At 57.5% G+C, this 19,050-nt stretch carries 16 protein-coding genes; 4 read left to right on the forward strand and 12 right to left on the reverse strand.

Features of this window, described 5'->3' with window-relative positions; translation table 11 throughout:
* Nucleotides 1–24 precede the first annotated feature (24 nt).
* From FE783_RS15005 to FE783_RS15055, 11 genes are all read right to left on the reverse strand, one after another.
* A complete protein-coding gene (locus FE783_RS15005) occupies nucleotides 25–1,242 on the reverse strand; it encodes an MFS transporter (RefSeq protein WP_138880195.1) in 1,218 nt (405 codons plus the stop codon).
* A gap of 200 nt (nucleotides 1,243–1,442) precedes the next feature.
* On the reverse strand, nucleotides 1,443–2,699 hold the full coding sequence (locus tag FE783_RS15010) for a sialidase family protein (RefSeq protein ID WP_138880196.1): 1,257 nt from the start codon (nucleotides 2,697–2,699) through the stop codon (nucleotides 1,443–1,445).
* Nucleotides 2,700–2,959: 260 nt separating this feature from the next.
* Nucleotides 2,960–3,241 carry a DUF2671 domain-containing protein gene (locus FE783_RS15015; RefSeq protein ID WP_138880197.1) on the reverse strand — a complete coding sequence of 94 codons (282 nt, stop codon included), beginning with the start codon at nucleotides 3,239–3,241 and terminating at the stop codon, nucleotides 2,960–2,962.
* A 73-nt stretch (nucleotides 3,242–3,314) separates the two neighbouring features.
* The gene (locus FE783_RS15020; protein WP_138880198.1) at nucleotides 3,315–3,926 is read right to left on the reverse strand and encodes a nucleotidyltransferase family protein; all 612 of its coding nucleotides are present in this window, start codon (nucleotides 3,924–3,926) and stop codon (nucleotides 3,315–3,317) included.
* A 324-nt stretch (nucleotides 3,927–4,250) separates the two neighbouring features.
* Nucleotides 4,251–5,240 (reverse strand): Gfo/Idh/MocA family protein, encoded by a 990-nt coding sequence (locus FE783_RS15025; RefSeq protein WP_138880199.1) that lies wholly within the window; start codon nucleotides 5,238–5,240, stop codon nucleotides 4,251–4,253.
* Nucleotides 5,241–5,406: 166 nt separating this feature from the next.
* Nucleotides 5,407–6,222 carry an HAD family hydrolase gene (locus FE783_RS15030; protein WP_158301813.1) on the reverse strand — a complete coding sequence of 272 codons (816 nt, stop codon included), beginning with the start codon at nucleotides 6,220–6,222 and terminating at the stop codon, nucleotides 5,407–5,409.
* Nucleotides 6,223–6,268: 46 nt separating this feature from the next.
* A complete protein-coding gene (locus FE783_RS37975) occupies nucleotides 6,269–8,353 on the reverse strand; it encodes a GSU2086 family protein (protein WP_202916198.1) in 2,085 nt (694 codons plus the stop codon).
* Entirely contained in the window at nucleotides 8,350–9,369 is a 1,020-nt protein-coding gene (locus tag FE783_RS15040) for a DUF4432 family protein (RefSeq protein ID WP_138880201.1), read from the reverse strand. Before FE783_RS15040 ends, FE783_RS37975 begins: the two co-directional genes overlap by 4 nt.
* A gap of 147 nt (nucleotides 9,370–9,516) precedes the next feature.
* Nucleotides 9,517–10,656 carry an ROK family protein gene (locus tag FE783_RS15045; protein WP_138880202.1) on the reverse strand — a complete coding sequence of 380 codons (1,140 nt, stop codon included), beginning with the start codon at nucleotides 10,654–10,656 and terminating at the stop codon, nucleotides 9,517–9,519.
* A gap of 295 nt (nucleotides 10,657–10,951) precedes the next feature.
* Nucleotides 10,952–11,596: a D-sedoheptulose-7-phosphate isomerase gene (locus FE783_RS15050; protein ID WP_138880203.1), complete on the reverse strand. Its 645-nt coding sequence runs from the start codon at nucleotides 11,594–11,596 to the stop codon at nucleotides 10,952–10,954.
* Nucleotides 11,593–12,777, reverse strand: a complete 1,185-nt coding sequence (locus FE783_RS15055; RefSeq protein WP_138880204.1) for a glucose 1-dehydrogenase — start codon at nucleotides 12,775–12,777, stop codon at nucleotides 11,593–11,595. The genes FE783_RS15050 and FE783_RS15055 overlap by 4 nt, the downstream gene beginning before the upstream one ends.
* Before the next feature lie 766 nt (nucleotides 12,778–13,543).
* Between FE783_RS15055 and FE783_RS15060 the strand changes: the two genes are divergently transcribed.
* The 4 genes from FE783_RS15060 to FE783_RS15075 all read left to right on the forward strand — a co-directional run bounded on the left by FE783_RS15060 (nucleotide 13,544) and on the right by FE783_RS15075 (nucleotide 17,548).
* Entirely contained in the window at nucleotides 13,544–16,129 is a 2,586-nt protein-coding gene (locus tag FE783_RS15060) for a CehA/McbA family metallohydrolase (protein ID WP_138880205.1), read from the forward strand.
* A 156-nt stretch (nucleotides 16,130–16,285) separates the two neighbouring features.
* Nucleotides 16,286–16,687, forward strand: a complete 402-nt coding sequence (locus FE783_RS15065) for a hypothetical protein (protein ID WP_138880206.1) — start codon at nucleotides 16,286–16,288, stop codon at nucleotides 16,685–16,687.
* A 44-nt stretch (nucleotides 16,688–16,731) separates the two neighbouring features.
* Nucleotides 16,732–17,157, forward strand: coding sequence for an SRPBCC family protein (locus tag FE783_RS15070; protein ID WP_138880207.1), 426 nt, complete (start codon nucleotides 16,732–16,734; stop codon nucleotides 17,155–17,157).
* Nucleotides 17,144–17,548: an ArsR/SmtB family transcription factor gene (locus FE783_RS15075; RefSeq protein ID WP_138880208.1), complete on the forward strand. Its 405-nt coding sequence runs from the start codon at nucleotides 17,144–17,146 to the stop codon at nucleotides 17,546–17,548. Before FE783_RS15070 ends, FE783_RS15075 begins: the two co-directional genes overlap by 14 nt.
* A gap of 110 nt (nucleotides 17,549–17,658) precedes the next feature.
* On the opposite strand, the gene FE783_RS15080 is transcribed toward FE783_RS15075, so the two are convergent.
* Nucleotides 17,659–19,044 (reverse strand): polysaccharide deacetylase family protein, encoded by a 1,386-nt coding sequence (locus tag FE783_RS15080; protein WP_138880209.1) that lies wholly within the window; start codon nucleotides 19,042–19,044, stop codon nucleotides 17,659–17,661.
* Between the last annotated feature and the right edge of the window lie 6 nt (nucleotides 19,045–19,050).

Consider the following 19,050-nt stretch of genomic DNA (forward strand, 5'->3'; position numbering starts at 1 on the left):
GGTAAAGTTACTGATCGAAGCCGTTCACTCCGCTTCCAAAGCCGACGGAAGTCCGACTTTCGCCCGGTCCGGCTCCAGCGTTTTCCTGGCGCGGTATTCGAAGTAAGGGACGGCCAGCAGACATAACACGGACACGCCGATCAGCACGACGAATATAGGGCTCCGGAAATCGTCTACGGACATGACGATCAACAGCGTAGCGATACGGGTTACGCAGATGAGCGTCTCCCTCCAGACGAGAAGCTTCGCCTGTCCCGCCTCCGAATACGGCTTGATCCATTTGAATTGAAGCGTATTCCAGGCCGCGCCGAAGCAAAACATGCCGACCGCCGTCAGCAGATTGGAAACGATGAGCAAAGGCTTGGCGGGGACGAGCACGATCAGGAAGCCGCCGGCGATCAGCAGACAGCCCAGCATCAGAAACGTGCTGTCCTTCAACCCGTACTTGCGGTATACGAACAGCCCTCCCAAGGTGGCGAGCGTGTACAAGCCGTTGAGCGCCGCGATCCAGAACTTGTTCTCCGTCACGCTGAACGTAAATAACAGCAGAAACAGCTGCTGGAACTGCAAAAAGACGCCGGCCGCCAAGTTCGATGCGGAAAACCAGCGAAGACCGGGTTTGCGCAACAGCTCCCGCCACAGCCAACCGAGCGTCGACGGACGGGGCGAGTCATCCTTACCCGCTTTCATCGAAATTTTCGGCATCGCAAACGAGAATACGAGCATGCACACGACGAAAACGAGCATAAGGGCGAACGTGCCCGAATACCCGAAATACATAATAATCGCCGCGGATAACAGCGGGATCGCCAAAGTAACGGCCTGCTGAATGCTTGCCGCCGCCGAGAAATATTGGCCGAGCTCTGCGCTTGTACCGCTCATGGACACGCTCAAGTTTTGCGCCGCGCTGAAAAATCCGTACATGACGCCGACGGCCGCTCCGATCAAGGCGATCCAGAGCAGCCGGTTATCCAGCTCGAGAAACGACAATATCAAAAATGCGCTTCCCCCGGCAAAAGCCGAGATGCCGAGCAGCAGCCGAACCGTTGCTCTGGTCAGCAAGTAAGCCGCTGCGGCGAAAGCGAACGACCACGAGAAATAGACGAGCAAATTGTACCAGGCGACCTCGGAGATGAGCCGGTTTTTCTCCCAAATAAACAGATTGACGAATATTCCGACATAAACGAAAATGGTGTAGCTCATCAAGTTCATGACGAGCCATCTTCTAAGCGCGTGCGACATGTTGGTTCCTCTTTCCGCTAATCTCTGGTCGGCACCGTCATCTGCGTTCCTCTCGGGCCCCAACTAAGTATACTATCGAACGGTGAATTTGACATCGGGGGAGCGCAAAAAAAGAATCGGACATCATCGCCCTCAATAACGTGCGGAGCACCCGGCGCCGCAACTATTGGCTCTTCTGCGAGGGGATACTGCCTCTAACGCTATACGCTGCCGTTCGGAATGTCCCATATAATACGGGCGGCGTATACGCTATTGTCAGCGCCCATCAAAGTTATTAGTCCGCTCATATGGGGAGCCGATCCGAGTGGAGCCAGCTCCTGTTCGGTATACGATTCGAGCAGCAGACGCCGCATTTCCTCACCCCATACGCCCCCATTTTGCATCCATTCGGCTACGGTTACCCATGTCTCCCGCTCGTTCACATTCACGACCCCGAAGTTGCACAGTCTCGCTCCCCGTTCCGGGACCAGCACACGTTCGGATGCGCGGATCAAGCACAGCCGTTCCGGATCGACCTCGGCGATAAACAAAGGAGCCCGGTGTCTGAAGATGTGATCGTTGTTGCCTGCCTTTCTCGTATAGATCAGGAACAGCCCTTCGCTATGGGTTACCCAATGCTGCTGAGTGTTGTACGTGGGCACCTCGCTTCCGTCATCCCAAGTCCAACCTTTCGGCTCCCCGAATTGCAGCCCGTCTGCACTTCGCGCCACAGCCCCGTGATCGTCGGCCCGCAATGTCAAGTAAAACTGTCCCCGGAACCGGGTCAAGGAAGGCTCTACGTAGCCTCGATCACGAAGAACCGTGAGCTCCGTCCCGTGCTCGATATATCGAAGTCTTTCTCCGTCGAAACGACAGCGGACAACCGTCGAGTAGTTGAAATGACGCCCGCCGCTTACATCCTCCGCGGATTTCGAAAAGTAGATGGGCAATAAAATGTCGCCGTTCTCCAAATCGAATCGCTGCGTCGATCCCGCACCCGACGTATAAAAAGTCGGAGGCATCGCCATTTCACGCCAATCCGTCCAGCTTTGACGATCCGCATCGTATACCGCATACCCCGTTTTACGAATCGGCCGGTAGATGTGGTTGCCTCTGTACGTTACGGTATGGCCGATTCCCAGAAGCTTTCCGGTCGCTTCGTGCCATGCCGGAGTAAAGTCGCTTATAACCTCTTCCAAGCCTTCGCCTAGCGTATGTCGTCCAAGAGCCGGCTGTTCCGCGGGAGAGGTCCAAGTCTTCCCCATATCATCGGAACGCGTTACGTTCAAGGCGTAGAAGACGTCGCTGCCGGTTAAATTCAGCGGTGACAGCGTCATGACTACGGAGGTCTTCTCCCCTTTCACGATGCCGGCTCTCGGATGCGTCCAGCACAATTCCTGACCGGGAACGAACCCGGAGCTGATCGTATCAAGCCGAATGTCATAGCCTGGACTTTTGGGTTCAACATACTCGCCCATCTTGCCCGCCTCCTCGTTGTATCACTACGGTCGTCATAGTCCCAATTTTGCTCGCCGCGATTTGCTTCGATTGCTTAATCGGCCGCTTCCGCATCTTTGGCTAACGAAGCTTTGTTTAATATGGAGTCCACGATGCTTACGCCCAATTGAATGTTGCCATAGAACTCCAACCAAGCGCAAGCCCCCTTCGGCAATTAAGCATGAAAAACCGGCGACCGCTGCGATCGCCGGATTCCGTATTCCGTATTGCGTCCATTACCTTATGCCGTCTTCCCTCCGCTTTCGGACACGATTTTGTCCGCGAAGCTTTTGATCGTCGAGCAGCCGAGCAGCGGCGGCTTGGATACGCAGGTGAGGATCAGCTGTCCGCTTCTGGCGTCCCAAGCATACTGGAAATTAACCTTCAAGCCGGCGACCGTTATCGAGATGTTTCCCGACGGCGCATTCGGTATATCGATTCCTTTTTTCTTGCCCAACATTTGCAGTGCGCGAAATACGGCGGGCGTCACATTTTTGTACTTGAAAGGCGGGCATGCGGCCATCCGGCATCTTCCCCTCGTCATGGTGTCGTATTGTATGTATATGAGGGGCTGCTTGGCTAAAGTGCCGCATGAATTAGTGCCACGGAACGATCTTCAACCGCGGCCACAGCGCACTCCATCTGCTTACCTTCTTCTCGTAGATCGACTGCGTAATTTGTGCTTTGTTCGGCCTGACAATCATCCCGAATAAATCGTTTAAACCGAATGGCGCATAGACGCTCCAATCGCCGTTCCCGTCTCTTCGCACTCCGATCGCGGTCGCCGTCGTCGGCCAACTGTTGATCGCATCTTCTACGGAATCGTAAGGCCGGATCGGATATCCGAAATGCCGCTCGTACCATAGATGGACGCGCGCCTGATTTTTCACATCCAGTCTGAACGGCAAATGAGCGAATAGACGCTGCGCGTCTTCGATCGCCTTATTTTCTTTGTCCGGCGACAAATCCGTATCGAAGTACACGATATCGATATCGCTTATGCCATAGTTCAACGGCAGCCCGCTGATATAGTTCCATATCGACTGAGTAACGCAGCCCGCCCCGATATAGCAGTTATCGAGCTTCAGCAGCCGCATGTCTTGAAACAGCGCCTCCATTACAGGATTCGCTTGCAATATGCCGGCAACAGCTTCCAACTGGAAACCAAGATCACGGTTATACGCTTCGAAGCGTGTCTCCGTCGTCATATCCCACACCCCTGCCTCTGACTAAATCTTCGTTGGAGCCGTCGGCTTTGCCTTGCAAATACGGCAGGATCCGCTCCATGTACACTTTCCAATCGACGTGTTCTTGTTGGTCGTTTGGCTTCCCGGCGGAGCGCAACTTTCATCGCCAATTCGCCTCCCTCAACTACCACTTATTGCCGTCAATTCAAGAATACCAAACATACGTTCCCCCATCAACAAGAAACTTGTAAGCGATCCGGTAAAAAACAAAAAGACCGATTCCCGGAACCGGTAATAATAAATACCGGCCGTCTTATCGGTCGTTGCGCTATAAAAGATGCGGGGTCACGGCTGTCTATCCGTATGCCCGTCAAGCGGTGCGTAGCCGGCGGCCTCGTATATCATCTCTGTAAGTTTGACGACTTTGAGCGCGAATTCTCCGGGCACGAGCACCTCATGACGACCTAGAATGGCGTCGACGAAGCTTTTGTCCTGATTGCTTGTCCGTGCCGGCAATTCGGGAACAACCGGCTCTTGCCCCAATCTGCGGACCATAATGCGTCCGTTGTCGTAATGAATCGCTCCTTGTTCCCCGCAAAACATGTAGGTTTCGTGCCAGCCTTGGGCGAAGCCTACGACATTCAGTCCGGCGATCGGTCCTTCGGCGAAACGGATCGATGTAAAAGAATCGATCTCGACCGGTGCTCCGTGCCGATGCACGACCGACTTGACCTCCGCCGGCGTAAGACCCGTCGTCCATAGCAAGGCGTCGACCAGATGGCTGCCCGAATCCATCAGCATCCCGCCTCCGGACAGCTCCGGCTTTACCCTCCACGTGCCTGCCGTACCCTGCTTCCATTCCTGATACAATGTAGCGGTAACCGATGTGAGCCGCCCGATTACGCCGTCCCGGATCGCTTGACGAATGTACAGAAACTCCGGCTGGAAATGGCGCTGGTACGCAACCTGCAGCAGCTTGCCGGCTGAAGCGGCCGTTTGGATCAATTGCCTGGCCTCCCGCGACGAGCAAGTCATCGGCTTCTCGATCAGCACATGGCATCCGGCTCGGAGCGCGTCGGAGGCGTGGGAGTAATGTAGCGTATGCGGTGAGCAGATGACGACCGCATCCAAGCCTCCGGCATCGAGCATGTTGCGGTAATCGTCATGGACGGCGGCGCCGGACAGTCCGAATTTGTGCACGAAGCGGTTCCGGCTCTCCTCGTTCGGATCGGCCAATGCCGTGATCTCCGCCTCGCCGTTCAGCTCCCCGAGCAGCTGCCCGTGCCAATGGGAGATGTTGCCCGTGCCGATCATGCCGAAACGCAATTTCCCCATCCCGTCAACTCCTGTCCTCGTATCTTCGCGTATTGTCGTTCTCTATACACCATATTGAATCGGGCTCGCGGTTATGCCGGGGTCCGCGTCCCGGACTTGGCCGGGCCGATGTCCGCGAATCGGGGAATAAGCCGACTACGCGGGATTGATCGACCTTTCGGCTCGCTCATCGGCTTGCGAGTCCAAGCCAGTCGAGCCATTGGCCGGCATCGGCGAAATCTCCGGCGATCCGCTCGGCCCCGGCCGCGATCAGCCGGTTTCGCTTCACTTCATTGATGCCCTCCCGGCGGTTCTCGTCGCTCGCTATGCCGAGCGGGAGCGCCCCGTTTTCGTGGGCAAGGCGGATTTCCACCTTGCCGTCGCCGATAATCGCCAGCTCGCTGCCGCGGAATCCTTTCTCCTTTAGCAGATCGGCGATGACCTTTTCCTTCGAGCAATCGGCGCGTCCGACCGGGGCTCCCGCTATATCGCGGAAAAACCGGTCCACGCCAAGCACCTTCGCCTCATTGACCACGTCCGGATGGTCGGTTCCGCTAGCGACGTACATATCGATGCCGCGCTCGCGAAGAAGCTCGAGGAACGCTTGAGCGCCCTTCATCAAAAAATCCGCAGGCTCGCGGCGTCCTGCCTGCAAATCGGCAATGCGCTCGTTCACGCAGTTCAGCAGACGGCGGTTGTATTCCGCCTTGTACTCCCATTCGCCAAGCACCTGCGGGTTCCAGCCTTTCTCCGAGACCTTCTCCGCCAGCCACTTCATCTGGAATATAGTCTGAATGCCCGTCGATTGATCGATGTAGGCCGCTATCTCGATATCCAACGCTTCCGACTCCTCCGGCGTGAGCGGTCTCGCTCCCGCGATCGCTTCCTTCATCATCGGAGCCATCGTTTCTTCCCATCCCGCCCGGAGCGTAGACAGCGTACCGTCGAAATCGAACAGTACGGCCTTGATCGGCTCCTTGCGGCTCGGAATGCCGAGTGTCATGTCATGCAGCCTCCCTAATGATACGTTTCGCAAAAGTTGTCGGCCTTCAAGCTTGCGTGCCGCCCGATTCATGAAGCTGCAGCGCCCGCAAGATCGCCGGGATCGTCCGTTCGTGCAGCCCTTCGAAATGAAATCCTTTGCCGCCGAGGCTCGTCGGCCGGTGAACGATATTTTTGCGCGGACGGTAGTAGTAATCCCAATCCTCGTAGCCTACCATCTTGCGGTAGTCGCCCAGCCGTACGATGTCGAAATTGGCGGTCGTAATATGATGGACGGGGTACTGCAAATTGCGTGCGATCGACAGCGCCTTCAGAAACACCTCCGGTCCTGTTACGCTGGAGCCGAAATTCAGGAAGACGCCGCCTTCCAGCTGCGCCACCGTCAGACAATAGGCTTGAAAATCGAAGCCGCTCGCTTGCCCCTGTACGGCGAAATCGCTCTGCGGATGAAGCTGGATATCATCCGGACCAATCGTAATATGGCACGTATACGGAATGTCCGCACGGATGCAGGCACCAAGCAGGCTGTCCTCGATGTACGGAAATCGTCCGGGATTGCGCCTAACGTAGTGGATCAAGCTATCGCCGTAGCCCAAATCATTGACGTATCCGTCCGAAAGCGCACGGTGGATGAGATCCCCGGTTTCCTGCCACATGCCGAGCTTGCCTGCCAGAAGCGTCCCGGGCTCCATCGCTTCCGCCTCTCCGAACGCGGCCAACTCGACGTCCTGCGTGCACGCCGCGCCAGTCAAGGCAAGGTGGGTTACGTAACCGGAGCGGATCAGATCGATCAAATGCCGGTGAATACCCGCCCCGATGACATGACTGCCGAGTGAGACGAGAATGCGGCAGCCCCGCTCCTTGGCCATGATCAGTCTGGCGATGAAATCGTCAAACTGCGGATCGCTCCACTGATCCGGGAACGGCGCTTGACCGGGAACGAAGGCGAGACGCGGACCGGATGGGGGCTGCCCGGCCGCATCGACCGGAGCATGCTCCGAACCCCGTTCGTCCGGCGGCCTCCCCGATGGAACGCCGCCTTCGGGCGGATTGAGGAACAGTCTGCTCCGTCTCGTTCGAACCGGAAACATCTTCGCTTCCGGCTGCAGAGCCGAGTCTGGCCCGCGTGCCGGCGGGAACTCTGCGCCGAGCTCCCGCTTCCTTTGCAGCAGCCCGTGGAACAGCGCCGGAATCGTATATTGATGCAGGCCGTGGAACAACAATCCTTCGCCGCCGATTTCCGCAAGCCGGTCGATCAGTACGCGCCGCGGTCGGTAATGATAGTCCGGGTCCGACTCGGGCGGACGGGAATCCGCCGTCACCGGCACGATGTCGAAGTTGGCGGCGACGATATCGCGCATCGGCAGCCCCCTGTTGCGGGCAAGCGACAGGCCGCGCAGAAACAGCTCCGGCCCGGAAATGGCCGATCCGAAATTCAGGAAGACGCCGCCGTCGCTCATCGCCGCCACGGATCGGCACATCGTGCGGAAATCTTCCCCGGACGCCGCCCCGAGCGCGTGAAAATCGACGATCGGATGCTGATGGATAATATCGGTGCCGATCGATATATGACACGTATAAGGGACCCCATAACGCTGGCATTGAACGAACACGCAATCGTCATAATGCGGGAACCGTTCCGGGTTAGCCGACAAATACCGGTATAGACTTGGCCCGTAGCCGAGTCCGAGCGCGGCTCCCTGCTGGATCGCCTCGTTCATGAAACGGCCCGTTTCCTCCCACATGCCGAACGAGCCGTCTTCGATTGAACGGGCTACGTCCTCGGACGTTTCGCCGAGAAAGGCCAGCTCGAAATCGTGAATGCTTGTCGCCCCGTTGCCCGAGACGTGGGTCAAAAATCCATGCCGCACAAGCTCGATCACGTAACAGGACATCCCGTTCTTAATGACGTGCGCTCCCATCGACCAGACGACCGGTTTCCCGGCGAGCCGGGCGGAAACAATCGTATCGATCAGCCGGGCGAACGGCTCGCTTGACGCCCCCGGCCACTGCCCGGCCGGTGGATCGGGCTCATAGGGACGGGCCATATTTCGAATCGTCACCAGGTTCGTCCGCTCGTAGACGGAGTTCGTCCGGATGCCGGCAAAGGACAACCGCTTCGCGTGAGTCATCCCGCAGTTCCTCCCTTTCCTTGACGTTCTTGCAGCGTCTGGAACGTCGTAACCTCAAGCCACGACGAAATGGCGCCCCCAGGCGGCACGACGAGTGCCAGCTTCCGCTCCGCCGCCTCGGCAAGCGTCAGCTTCGGGGGTACGTTGAACATTTCCAGCCCGATGTTGTAGTCGCAGCCGAAGAACGGGGCGTTCCTGTCCGCCCGGAAATTTTGCCAATACCATAAATAAGGCCACACCGCCCTATCCCAGCGTACTTCCAGCGTAAGGCCCTTGCTCGGGCTCGCCAGTCTGTAAGCCGCGTCCGGCACGGCGATGTACAGCAAATCGCGTTCCGTCCCGGGAGACGGCATGACTGACAGATCGGTGACCGTCCCCGCTTGCCGCATAAGCGGCCAGTCCCAGCTTTCGCCCGTAATGGGATTGCATACGATTGCCCCTTCGGACAAGGAGACGGTGGAGTCCTCCCCGAGAAACGGCCGGCCGAATGCGAGATGATGCCCCCAGTTAGCTTCGAGCGCCGAGGTTGGCGATAAGTTCCGCACTGTCTCCTCGATCCGTACTGTCTCGCTGCCGGATGCCATAATCATCAGCTTCTCGAGGCGGAACGGCATCGAGCGGATTTGATTGATGAGCAGCACCCGGATTTCATCCGGTTCGTCCTTGACGATCCGGTAATCCCACGGCGTAATCGCCGTTTCCCCGCGATGCACCGTTCCTCCGCGGTATTCCGACGTATAACTGACCTCCGGCAGCAGTTCCTGCCAGCCTCCGATGTAGCTGATCTGGTAGTCGGCATACATGGCGTGCGAAGCGCCCAAGCCGTTGTGGGATATCCAGATCATATCGGTGTCGGTCGGCTTGTGCAGCCAGCGGATCGGTTCCGCCCCTTTATCGAGCAGCAGATGGATGAGCAGCTTTTCATTCTCGAGCACAAGCGACCGGTAGCCTTTGAACACGAGGTCGTCGATAATTCGGCATCCGGAATTGCGAAGCGGTCTATACAATTCGCTCACGGGTCAAACAACCTCCTTCCGATACGGCTGCATAAATTTACTTAATCTTTAAGTTTATTGACTGCAAAGACGCCGCAGTTATGGAAGTGCGGGCTTTATACCGTCTCCAACCGCAACCGGGAAGTCTATGCTATTTGTCGGGCGTGCTCAAGTTCCGTCGTTCAGCGCGAGCAGCCGGACCGGCTCCGACAGCAGAAAACCGAACAGCAGCGCAGCCGCTCCCACCGCACTTTGCGAAGTGCCGAACGTCGACGGCTCGATGCGTAGCCGGTCTTTGGCAAAGGCGTACTGTCTGGAACGCAGATGATTTTGCACGGGCGGCAAATAATCCGCCAAATACGGATACAGCCGTCCGCCAAGCACAACCAGCTCGGGATCGTACAAGTTGTATACGTTGATCAAGGCCGTTTCCAAATAGCCGAGCGTATCTTCCATACATTTCAGCGCTTCTGGATCTCCCAGCCGGATCGCTTCCTTCAGCTCATCCATCGTTTTGCCGCCCGACCAGCGGCTCAATATGCCCGGAATCGAGCCGACCGTCTCCCAGCAGCCGCGGTTGCCGCAGTCGCATGTTTTACCGTCGAGCAGTATCGTCATATGACCGACTTGACCGCATAATCCGTTCGTTCCCCGGACGATTTTCCCGTTTCCTACGACTCCGCCGCCGATCCCGATTCCCATCGTGATGAATACGAGATCCTGGAGGCTTCGCCCAAGCCCGTATCGGCGTTCCGCCATCGCCGACGTTCGCGCGTCGTCCTCGATCAAAGTAACGAGACCGTACCGGTCCTCGAGCGTCCGCTGCAGCGGGAAGCCCTTCCATCCGGGGAAATTGGGGGGATCGAGCAGGCTGCCCGTACTGTAATCCATCGGTCCCGGCACCCCGGCACCGAGACCGAGAATCGAATAACCGGCCTTCTCGATATCGCGTTTCAATTCGTTCATTAGCGGGTCGATCACTTCGAAATATTCGTCAGGGCCGATTCGTCCGCTCATATCCCGTTCGATCGTCTTGATGATTTTGCCGTTCAGATCGACGACGACGATCTCCACCGTAGCGCGCCCGATATCCAAACCGATAATCCGGTACAGGCTCGGATCGAAGCCCAGCATCACTCTTCTGCGGCCGACGCTGCCGGAAACGGCTTCGAATTCGCGAATGAGCTTCAACTCGATCAGCTCGTGCGTCAAATTCGTAATCGTACCGGACGTAAGCCCTGTAAGCTCGACCAGCTCCACGCGGGATATTTGCTGATGTTGCCATATCCGTTCCAGCACTTCGGACATGTTGCTTTGCTTGACCTGCTTCAAATAAGCAATTTTATTCGGCTGTATTGCCTGTCTCCTCCTAACCTGAACCCAATCGGTGCTCTCTATTTAGGAACTGTCACGTCATTACCTGCCTGCAGCTGATGACCGCTCCCATTCATGACAAGGAGTACGAATATCCCAGCAGATACGTGATGACATGACAGTTCCCTAGTCCTGCTTCGTATAGTTGGTTTCTTAGCTGCGTGAGGCGTAATCCGTTCGGCGTCCGCCACTTTAAAGATACCACTTGTCTGTTTGCTTCTCAATACGCTCAACTTGCCCGGCCGCCGAAAAAGTGCCGCTCCAGCATGATGCATAGCGTGTGATAAATCGGCAAATGCCGCTCCTGAATATCCGGAGTCGACTCGTAAGGGACGCGAATCGTTACGTCGCAAAACCGTTTCATCTCGCCTCCGTCGCGTCCTGTCAATCCGATCGTTCCCATACCGAGCGCGCGGGCGACCTGCATCGCCCGGACGACATTGCGCGAATTGCCGGAGGTGCTCAAACCGACAAGCACGTCCCCCTGCTTCCCGTAGCCGTATACTTGCTGGGCAAACACCATATCCGCCGCCACATCGTTCGCGTAAGCGGTAGCAATCGAAGTATGGCTGACGAGCGATATAGCCGGAAGCGCTCCTTGCAGCCGGTCCGCCATATAAACGCCATCGGCCTCGCCGAACTGGTTCAGCTTCTCTCTCATTTGTGCCGGAATCGGCCGCTTCGACATAAAGCCCTTCATCAGCTCTCCGACGATATGCTCGCAATCCGACGCGCTGCCGCCGTTGCCGGCCAATAAGATTTTGCCGCCCTCGGCGTAGCAGTCCTTCATCGCATGAAAAGCCCGTTCGATATCTCCCCTACAAGCGGACAGCTCCGGATATTTGGCGATACAGGCCTGCAAAGCTTCATTCATATCGGTTCATCCCCCGCCTTGTAAGCTTGTCGAGCGCTCCCGGCCAGATCGACAACCGCCTTGACCGCGACGGAGGAAAAATCGAGCTCGGGCACCTGCGCCATGGCAAGCCGGTCGGTCATCATGGAGTCCAGCAATCCGGGAAAGTCCCGCTCCATTTCCTGCAGCCGGCGGATGCCGGTAACGAAATCGGCCCGCGAGGCGTTCACCGAGCCGATGATGCATTTGTTCTTGAGCACCATTTCCTGATTCAGCAAATCACAAGGAATGTGGAGCCGCCTGCTTCCCGAAGTGACGCCGAGAATGGCGAGCACGCCGTTCGGGTTCAACAGTTGGATCGATTCGAAGGCGAGCGGTGTATGTCCGCTGCATTCCCAGATGATGTCCGGGCGAATGTCTTGGCTCTCCGCGAACTGTTGCAAACCGGAGGTGAAGTGGCGGTCCTCCGCGCCCGGCGGTTGCGTATCCGGGAGCGCGGTTCCGCCGTCGTCCTTCGCCTCGTGGTAAAAGGCGCCGCACCGGCGTATTAAACTTGCGTTGACGCTGTCGTCCCCCGAACGGGACCAGACGTGCGTATCCAGCCCCATCGTGCGGCACGTCAGTGCCGTCAAGATGCCGAGCGGCCCCGAGCCGGTAATGAGCGCCGTCCGCGGCTCCCATTTGACACGCTGCTGGACGATCGCGATTTGGCTGCATACTTTCTCCACGATGCTCTGCGGCTCGACGAGCACTCCGTATGGAGCGCAAACGGCCGGAATCGGCACGACGTAACGCGCCTGCTCGACTACATATTCGCTCAGGAAGCCGTCCGCTCCGCGAATCCCCCGTTCCGTATAGGCACCCGACTGGCAATAATCCTGCTGCCCGTGCCGGCATGCCGCACACGCTGCATCGCCGCACGGTCTGCGGACGAGCGCCGTTGCGAGCTCCCCTCGCGTTAAGCCCGACTCCGGACCCGCCTGCTCGATCACGCCAAGCAGCTCGTGCCCGATAACCATCTGCTCCGCGCCTTCCGGCAATACGCCGTACCGGTCTCTTACGATTTCCCGGTCGGTCCCGTCCAGCCCGACGCTGAGCACCCGGATCAGCACATCGTCACGCCCGGTCGGAATCGGTACGGGCAGGTCGGCTACCGTTACGTATTGACGGTCGGTACCATTGCGGATCACAACCGCTTTCATACTTGTCTCCTCCCTTACTCGCCTTCCGATGCGACGGTTCCCGAACTCGCGGGCCCGAAGACCGGTCCAGTACTACGCCGGCTGGCGGCGCACTGCGGCCGGCGAACGCCGTTCGGTTGATAGGCTTCGTGCAGTTGGCTCGTTGGGTGAGCAGCACGATTACGGAAGGCGATCTCCTTTTAAAAAGTTCAGGAATACCTCGCCTGGCGAATTTACTTAATCATTAATTAAATGTATTATAAGGGTACAGCCGGATACTTGTAAACAGCTTTCCGCTTGCAACCAAATTAACGACACGCCTAGACTGTCCCCTCCACAAGACGTGAAATGGAGCCGTTTGTTAGTAGTAATGTTCATTTGAACGTTATTTGGCTCCGAAGGCGTCATTTGACCGCGGATAAGGTACATTTGAGCTTTATTTTGTCATTTCCCCTTCCTGAGGGCGGAGTTGGAGCCGATTTGCTAGATTTAATGTTCATTTGAACGTTATTTGGCTCGGGAGGCGTCATTTGACTGCGGATAAGGTACATTTGAGCTTTATTTTGTCATTTCCCCTTCCTGAGAGCGGAGTTGGAGCCGATTTGCTAGATTTAGTGTTCATTTGAACGTTATTTAGCCCCGAAGGTGTCATTTGACCGTGGATAAGGTACATTTGAGCTTTATATCATTTTCACCTTCCGGGCCGGGAGCAGCCGTCAAACGACATCGCTTTAGCACCTCTCCGCCATCCAATCCCGCCCGCTTTTACTTTAAGGAGGATCTAACCATGAACGCTGATCAGCTCAACGTCAGCCCTCGTTTCGTTCCCATTTCCTTGCATCCGTTCTATAACCGCTCCGTCGCGGGACTCCGGCCCTCGGACTGCTCCGCTGCCGTACTGGCCCATAAGGATAAGCTGCTCACCGGCGTGCAGGAGCTATGGGGGGTACCGTTTGCACTCGGCCCCCGGGACGGGGCTGCCAATATCATTTTGTTGAAGGACGAAGAGGTCGAGCTCGTCTTTCCGCAGCCGCTCTACGACCGCCAGCTGCTGTTCGTGCACGCGGCGGATTTCAAGGAAAGCGACACAACGGCCGACGGCATCATCAGACCGATGATGGGTACCCCGCGCCTCGGCGAAACCGTATGCGAATACTCGCTGCACTACGCGGACGGCTCCGTCGTTGCTTTTCCGATCCGCCGCAGGTACCAGATCAGCGAATTTCAAGTCAAATGGGGCGAGAACAGCTTCGAGTCGTTCAAGCACGTCAAGCCCCGGACGATGGTCACGAACACCGATCTGCTCCATAAGGAAGCACCGGTTATCCCTTGGGGGCAAAGCCAGCTCCGCACTACGTTTCCGGGCTTCGGCAGCGTCATGCATCATTCCTTGTACGCGCTGCAAAATCCGTATCCGGACAAAGCGCTTGTCCGTCTCGTCATGCGTCCGGTCGACGGCACCGCGTTCATTTTCGGCATTACCCGAACGAGGCTCGAGACGAATCCATTCCGCTGGGACGCCCGCCGCAAAGTCCGGTTCGTTTCCTCCCCCGGCTTCGTGCCTGAGCCTTACGGAGATAGCGCCAACATCGGCATCGATTTGGGCGAAGTCATTTCCGTAGCTCCCGCACTCGACTATCGACACGCCGACTGGCTCGACAATCCGAATCCGCGCCTGCCGTATCCGTTGCCGAACGAATGGATCGTGGAATATTCGGCCCATCCGGATGCCCATCTATTCGTCCGAGGCGATCGGCCGGCAACGATCCCTTTGCGCGAATTGCACGCCGCCCCGGAATGGACGCTGCTCGAAAATACGTTCAGCAAAGTGACGCTGCGCATTACGGAACGGAACGGCGGCCGGAAAGTCGCGGCCAAAATCCATGTGCACGGAGCGTCCGGCGACTACATCGCCCCGATTAACGGACATCGCATTCCGAATGCGCATTGGTTCGAAGATTATGGAGCGGAGTATGTGCAGGGGTTCCATTACAGCGCTTATATCGACGGCGAAGCCGAATACAAGCTGCCGCTCGGCGACATCTACATCGAAGTGACGAAAGGCTTTGAAATCAAGCCGGTGCGCAAGCGCTTTACGATAACGCCGGAGACGAAGCTGATCGCCATCGAGCTCGAGCGCGTGTTGAAATGGAGGCAGCTAGGCTGGGTGACGGCGGATACGCACGTCCATTTCCTCTCGCCTCAGACCGCGCTACTGGAAGGCGGCGCCGAAGACGTCAATGTCATCAACTTGCTTACAAGCCAATGGGGCGAAATGTTCAGCAACCTCGGCGACTTCGACGGCAAAACGACGATCGGCAGCTTGGAAAACGGAGGCTCCGGCGAATATTTGGTGCGCGTCGGGACGGAAAACCGCCAACATGTACTGGGGCACATTTCACTGCTCGGCTACGAGGGGAACATGATCGTTCCGTTATGCACCGGCGGGCCGGACGAGTCGGGACTCGGCGATCCGCTGGAGGCGACCGTTACGGAATGGGCCAAGCAATGCCGGGAGCGGAACGGGCTGGTCGTCATGCCCCACCTGCCGAACCCGCGGGCCGAAGGCGCCGCCGCGCTGGTGCTCGGGGAAGTCGATGCGGTGGAAATGTGCTCCTTCGAAAATATCGGGATCAACCCGTATTCGTTGTCCGACTGGTACCGGTATTTGAACTGCGGCTACAAGGCGCCGGCTGTCGGCGGCACCGACAAAATGTCGCAGCAAACCGCGGTCGGTACGATCCGCACCTATTCGCTGATCCGCGACGAACCGTTCACTTACGCCTCATGGATGAACGCCGTTCGCCGCGGTCATACGTTCGTCACGCTCGGGCCGCTGCTAGACTTACGGATAGGCGATTCCGAAATGGGGTCGCTCATGCAGCTGCCGGCATCGGGCGGCACGCTCGACGTCGTTTGGCATGTATCGTCCGTTACGGTCCCGGTAACGAAAATCGAGCTTGTCGTGGGAGGCCTGCTTCGCGAGACGCTCGCCGTCGACCCCGAGGTCGGCCATTATGCGGGCCATTGGTCGGTTCCCGTGAAAGAAAGCTGCTGGATCGCCTTGCGCATACGCGGCAAGTACCATGACCAATCGGAGATGATCGCCGCCCATTCCAGCGCGATAACCGTTGTCGTAGACGGCAAGTCCTGCTTCAATTCGACCGACGCCGTCACGATCCTGGAGCAGATCGAAGGCTCCACCGCCTATATCAAAACGCTCGCGACCAAAGCGGACGAGCAAACGTACAAGCGGCTGCTCATGACGCTGACGAGCGCTCAACGCGCGCTGCACAACCGGATGCACCGTCACGGCGTCATGCATCGGCACTCCGCTCCTGACCGGCATCATCATCATGATCACGACCAGTAGGGGCAAATCGGAAGTATTTATAAAAACGGAAGGTCGGGACTTGGGCCCGTCCTTTTTTTTCCAGAAAATAAAGCTGACGTTTGACTTGACACGAAACCAAAAGGTGTCATATTATAAAAAAGCGAAACCAAATGGTTGTATATCCGGAGGAAATCAATGAGCGAACAACTGTTAAGCAAGCTGCGCTACAAGGAAGGCGCCGCCGCGGTATGGAACGCACCGGAGGGCTATGATCTCGGAATCGGAATAGGCGGCATCGAGGAGCCTGCGGAAGGCGGTTACGACTTCGCGCTGCTCTATGTCAACAATTTCAGCGAAGTCGAGCAGTGGGTGCCGAAACTCTTACCGACCTTGAAAGAAGATGCCTTATTTTGGGTATCCTATCCGAAGCAAAGCGCCAAAACGAAGGAAAAGCCGGACATTAACCGGGATATTTTGGCCGCATGGGTGCAGGATCATACCCCTTACCGGGTAGTCAGCAACGTGGCCGTCGACGAGAAATGGTCGGCTCTCCGCCTGCGTCCCCAAGACAAAGTAAAGCCCGGCAAGCGGACTTAAACGATCATTTCCACACTTAATCCGAAAATAGGGAGGATTTTATGATGAGCAACAACACATCCGATACACTTCCGGACATTCGCCAAACGGTGCTCTTGAACGCGCCGATCCAAAAAGTATGGGACGCCGTCGCCACGGCCGAAGGAATCGCCGCCTGGTTCATGCCGAACGATTTCAAGCCGGAGCTCGGCTACGAATTCGAACTGCAAGCCGGACCGTTCGGCAATTCTCCCTGCAAAGTAACCGAACTCGACCCTCCCCGCCGCTTGTCGTTCACATGGGCCAAAGATTGGACGCTTACGTTCGAGCTGGCGGAACGGGAAGGCAAAACCGAGTTTACTTTGACCCACGGCGGCTGGAATCCGGACGTCGTCACCGAGTTCGGCGAAACCCACCGCGTCGTGCGCGAGCGGATGTCGCAAGGCTGGGTCGGGATTGTGCAGAAGCTCGCGTCCCATGTCGAAGGTTGAGTCGGCTGCGGGCGGCGCCGCGGCGAAGCATGACGTATTTCAAGCGATAGCCGATCCGACCCGGCGCAAGCTGCTGCTGCTTCTGGACGAGCAGGAGATGCCGGTCAGCAGGATCAGCGGGCATTTTCCGATGAGCCGTACGGCCGTCTCCAAACATTTGCGTATACTGGCCGACGCTGGGCTTGTCAAGGAGCGAAAGGTCGGCCGGGAAACCCGGTACCGGATGGAGCCCGAACCGCTTCTCGAATTGAAGCGTTGGCTCGCCTTTTTCGAGCGGTATTGGGAGAACAAGATGGCTGCGCTCAAACGGTATGTCGAATCGGACGATCCCGATTCCGTAAATGCATTCCCGCCGCCCAAAGCCGTGCCGCTCGACGGTGGTGGAGAATAATAGCCCACAGACCGCACAACGATGAAAGGGGCTGCCGGATTCGCTTTGGCAGTCCCTTTTCATGAGCTTTTCTCCCCGTACCGGACGGCTGAACGCGTCAAGTGTCGCACTCACCTGGCCGCTTCCCCGGCGAACAAAGCGGGCTTGAGTGTCCAAGTTTGCAGCTTGGACATGTTCACGATGTTCGGCGCAGGGAAATGCTCCGGAAAAATGCACCATCTCGGCCCCCACAGCTCGTTGTCTGCGGCGTAACGGCTCGTCGTCAAAACTCCTTGGACAAGTTCGACCGTATCGTCATCGTGCAGCCGGCGGTTAAGGATGCCGGCCATCGTGCAGGTCAGATCAAGCACGCTCACCTTCCGACCGTCGATCTCGCAGCAGTCCGGAAGCTGGCTGAAGCCGAGAACATCCGGTTGCCCGGACTCGGCCAGCGCCTTCTTGATATCTGCGACGCGAAGCTTCCCGCCCGCAACCTCGCTGGCGATCTCGCGCTCCGGACCGTACGCGAGGCGGGGTGTCAGCTCGCGCCCGAGCAGCAAGGCGGCGAACAGCGAATGCAGCTCGGAAGCCGAATAGCATTTGCCTTCGAGCTCGCGGAAGCCCAGCTCCCGGTCCACCGTCGCCGCAAGCCTTCGCACATCGGACTCCGGTACCGTTCCGGGCTGAGAGCTTTCCAGACGCAGAGCCTGCTGCGCCGTTATAAATTCGATCTGTCCTTTGGACAACGCGTAGTCGATAAACTCGCCGAACCGTTCGAGCTCCTGCTCCAATTCCCCCGGCGGCTTGAGGGGAGCCGGACGCCATTCTTCACGGGGAGTTTGCTTGCCCTTCGCGAAATTGACCGCATCCCAGAAGCCTTGGCAAACAAAATCGCAGTCGTGGCAGTACATGCTGATGAAGCCGACAGGCTCGTCGGCCAATTGTTCGTACAACCGGTCGAAATTGGCATACGTCCGTTCCGCGCCGCCTTTGTCGAACGACAGATGCATAGTCGCCGTCAATCTGGTGAAATTCAGCAAGCCGCCGTACCAGAACGGACGGCCGTCCATTGCGATTTGATCGTGATCGTCCAAATAAACGGGAACTCCCCATTTGCGCAGCGCGGCGAATGTTTGCGGCGCCCAGGAATAGCCAGCCTGACCGTAACAGACTACCGGCGAGCCGGTAATGGTCCGGACATCGGCAAAACCGTCCCGCTCCCGCTTCTCGAACTCGACTGCCCCTTCTCGGAAGCCCATATGCTCCAAATATTCGGTGCTCACCGGATGCACGCTGTGCATATCGCTATGATAGCCGATCTCGTGACCGGTCAGCCCGCGCAATATATCTTGGCGCTGCCGGGATCCCGTGATCCGCGCCTTCTCGCCTACGATTTTGAAAATGCCGGGCACCCGCTTTTCATGAAGGACGCGCAAAATTCCCGCCCAGGCATCCTGCGCTTCGGGAGTGATATAGTCCTCCACGTCGAACCACATCAGCACTTTAATGTTTGCCATTCGTCC

This window comes from Paenibacillus mesophilus, assembly GCF_005938385.1.
Classification (GTDB): Bacteria; Bacillota; Bacilli; order Paenibacillales; family NBRC-103111; genus Paenibacillus_AB; species Paenibacillus_AB mesophilus.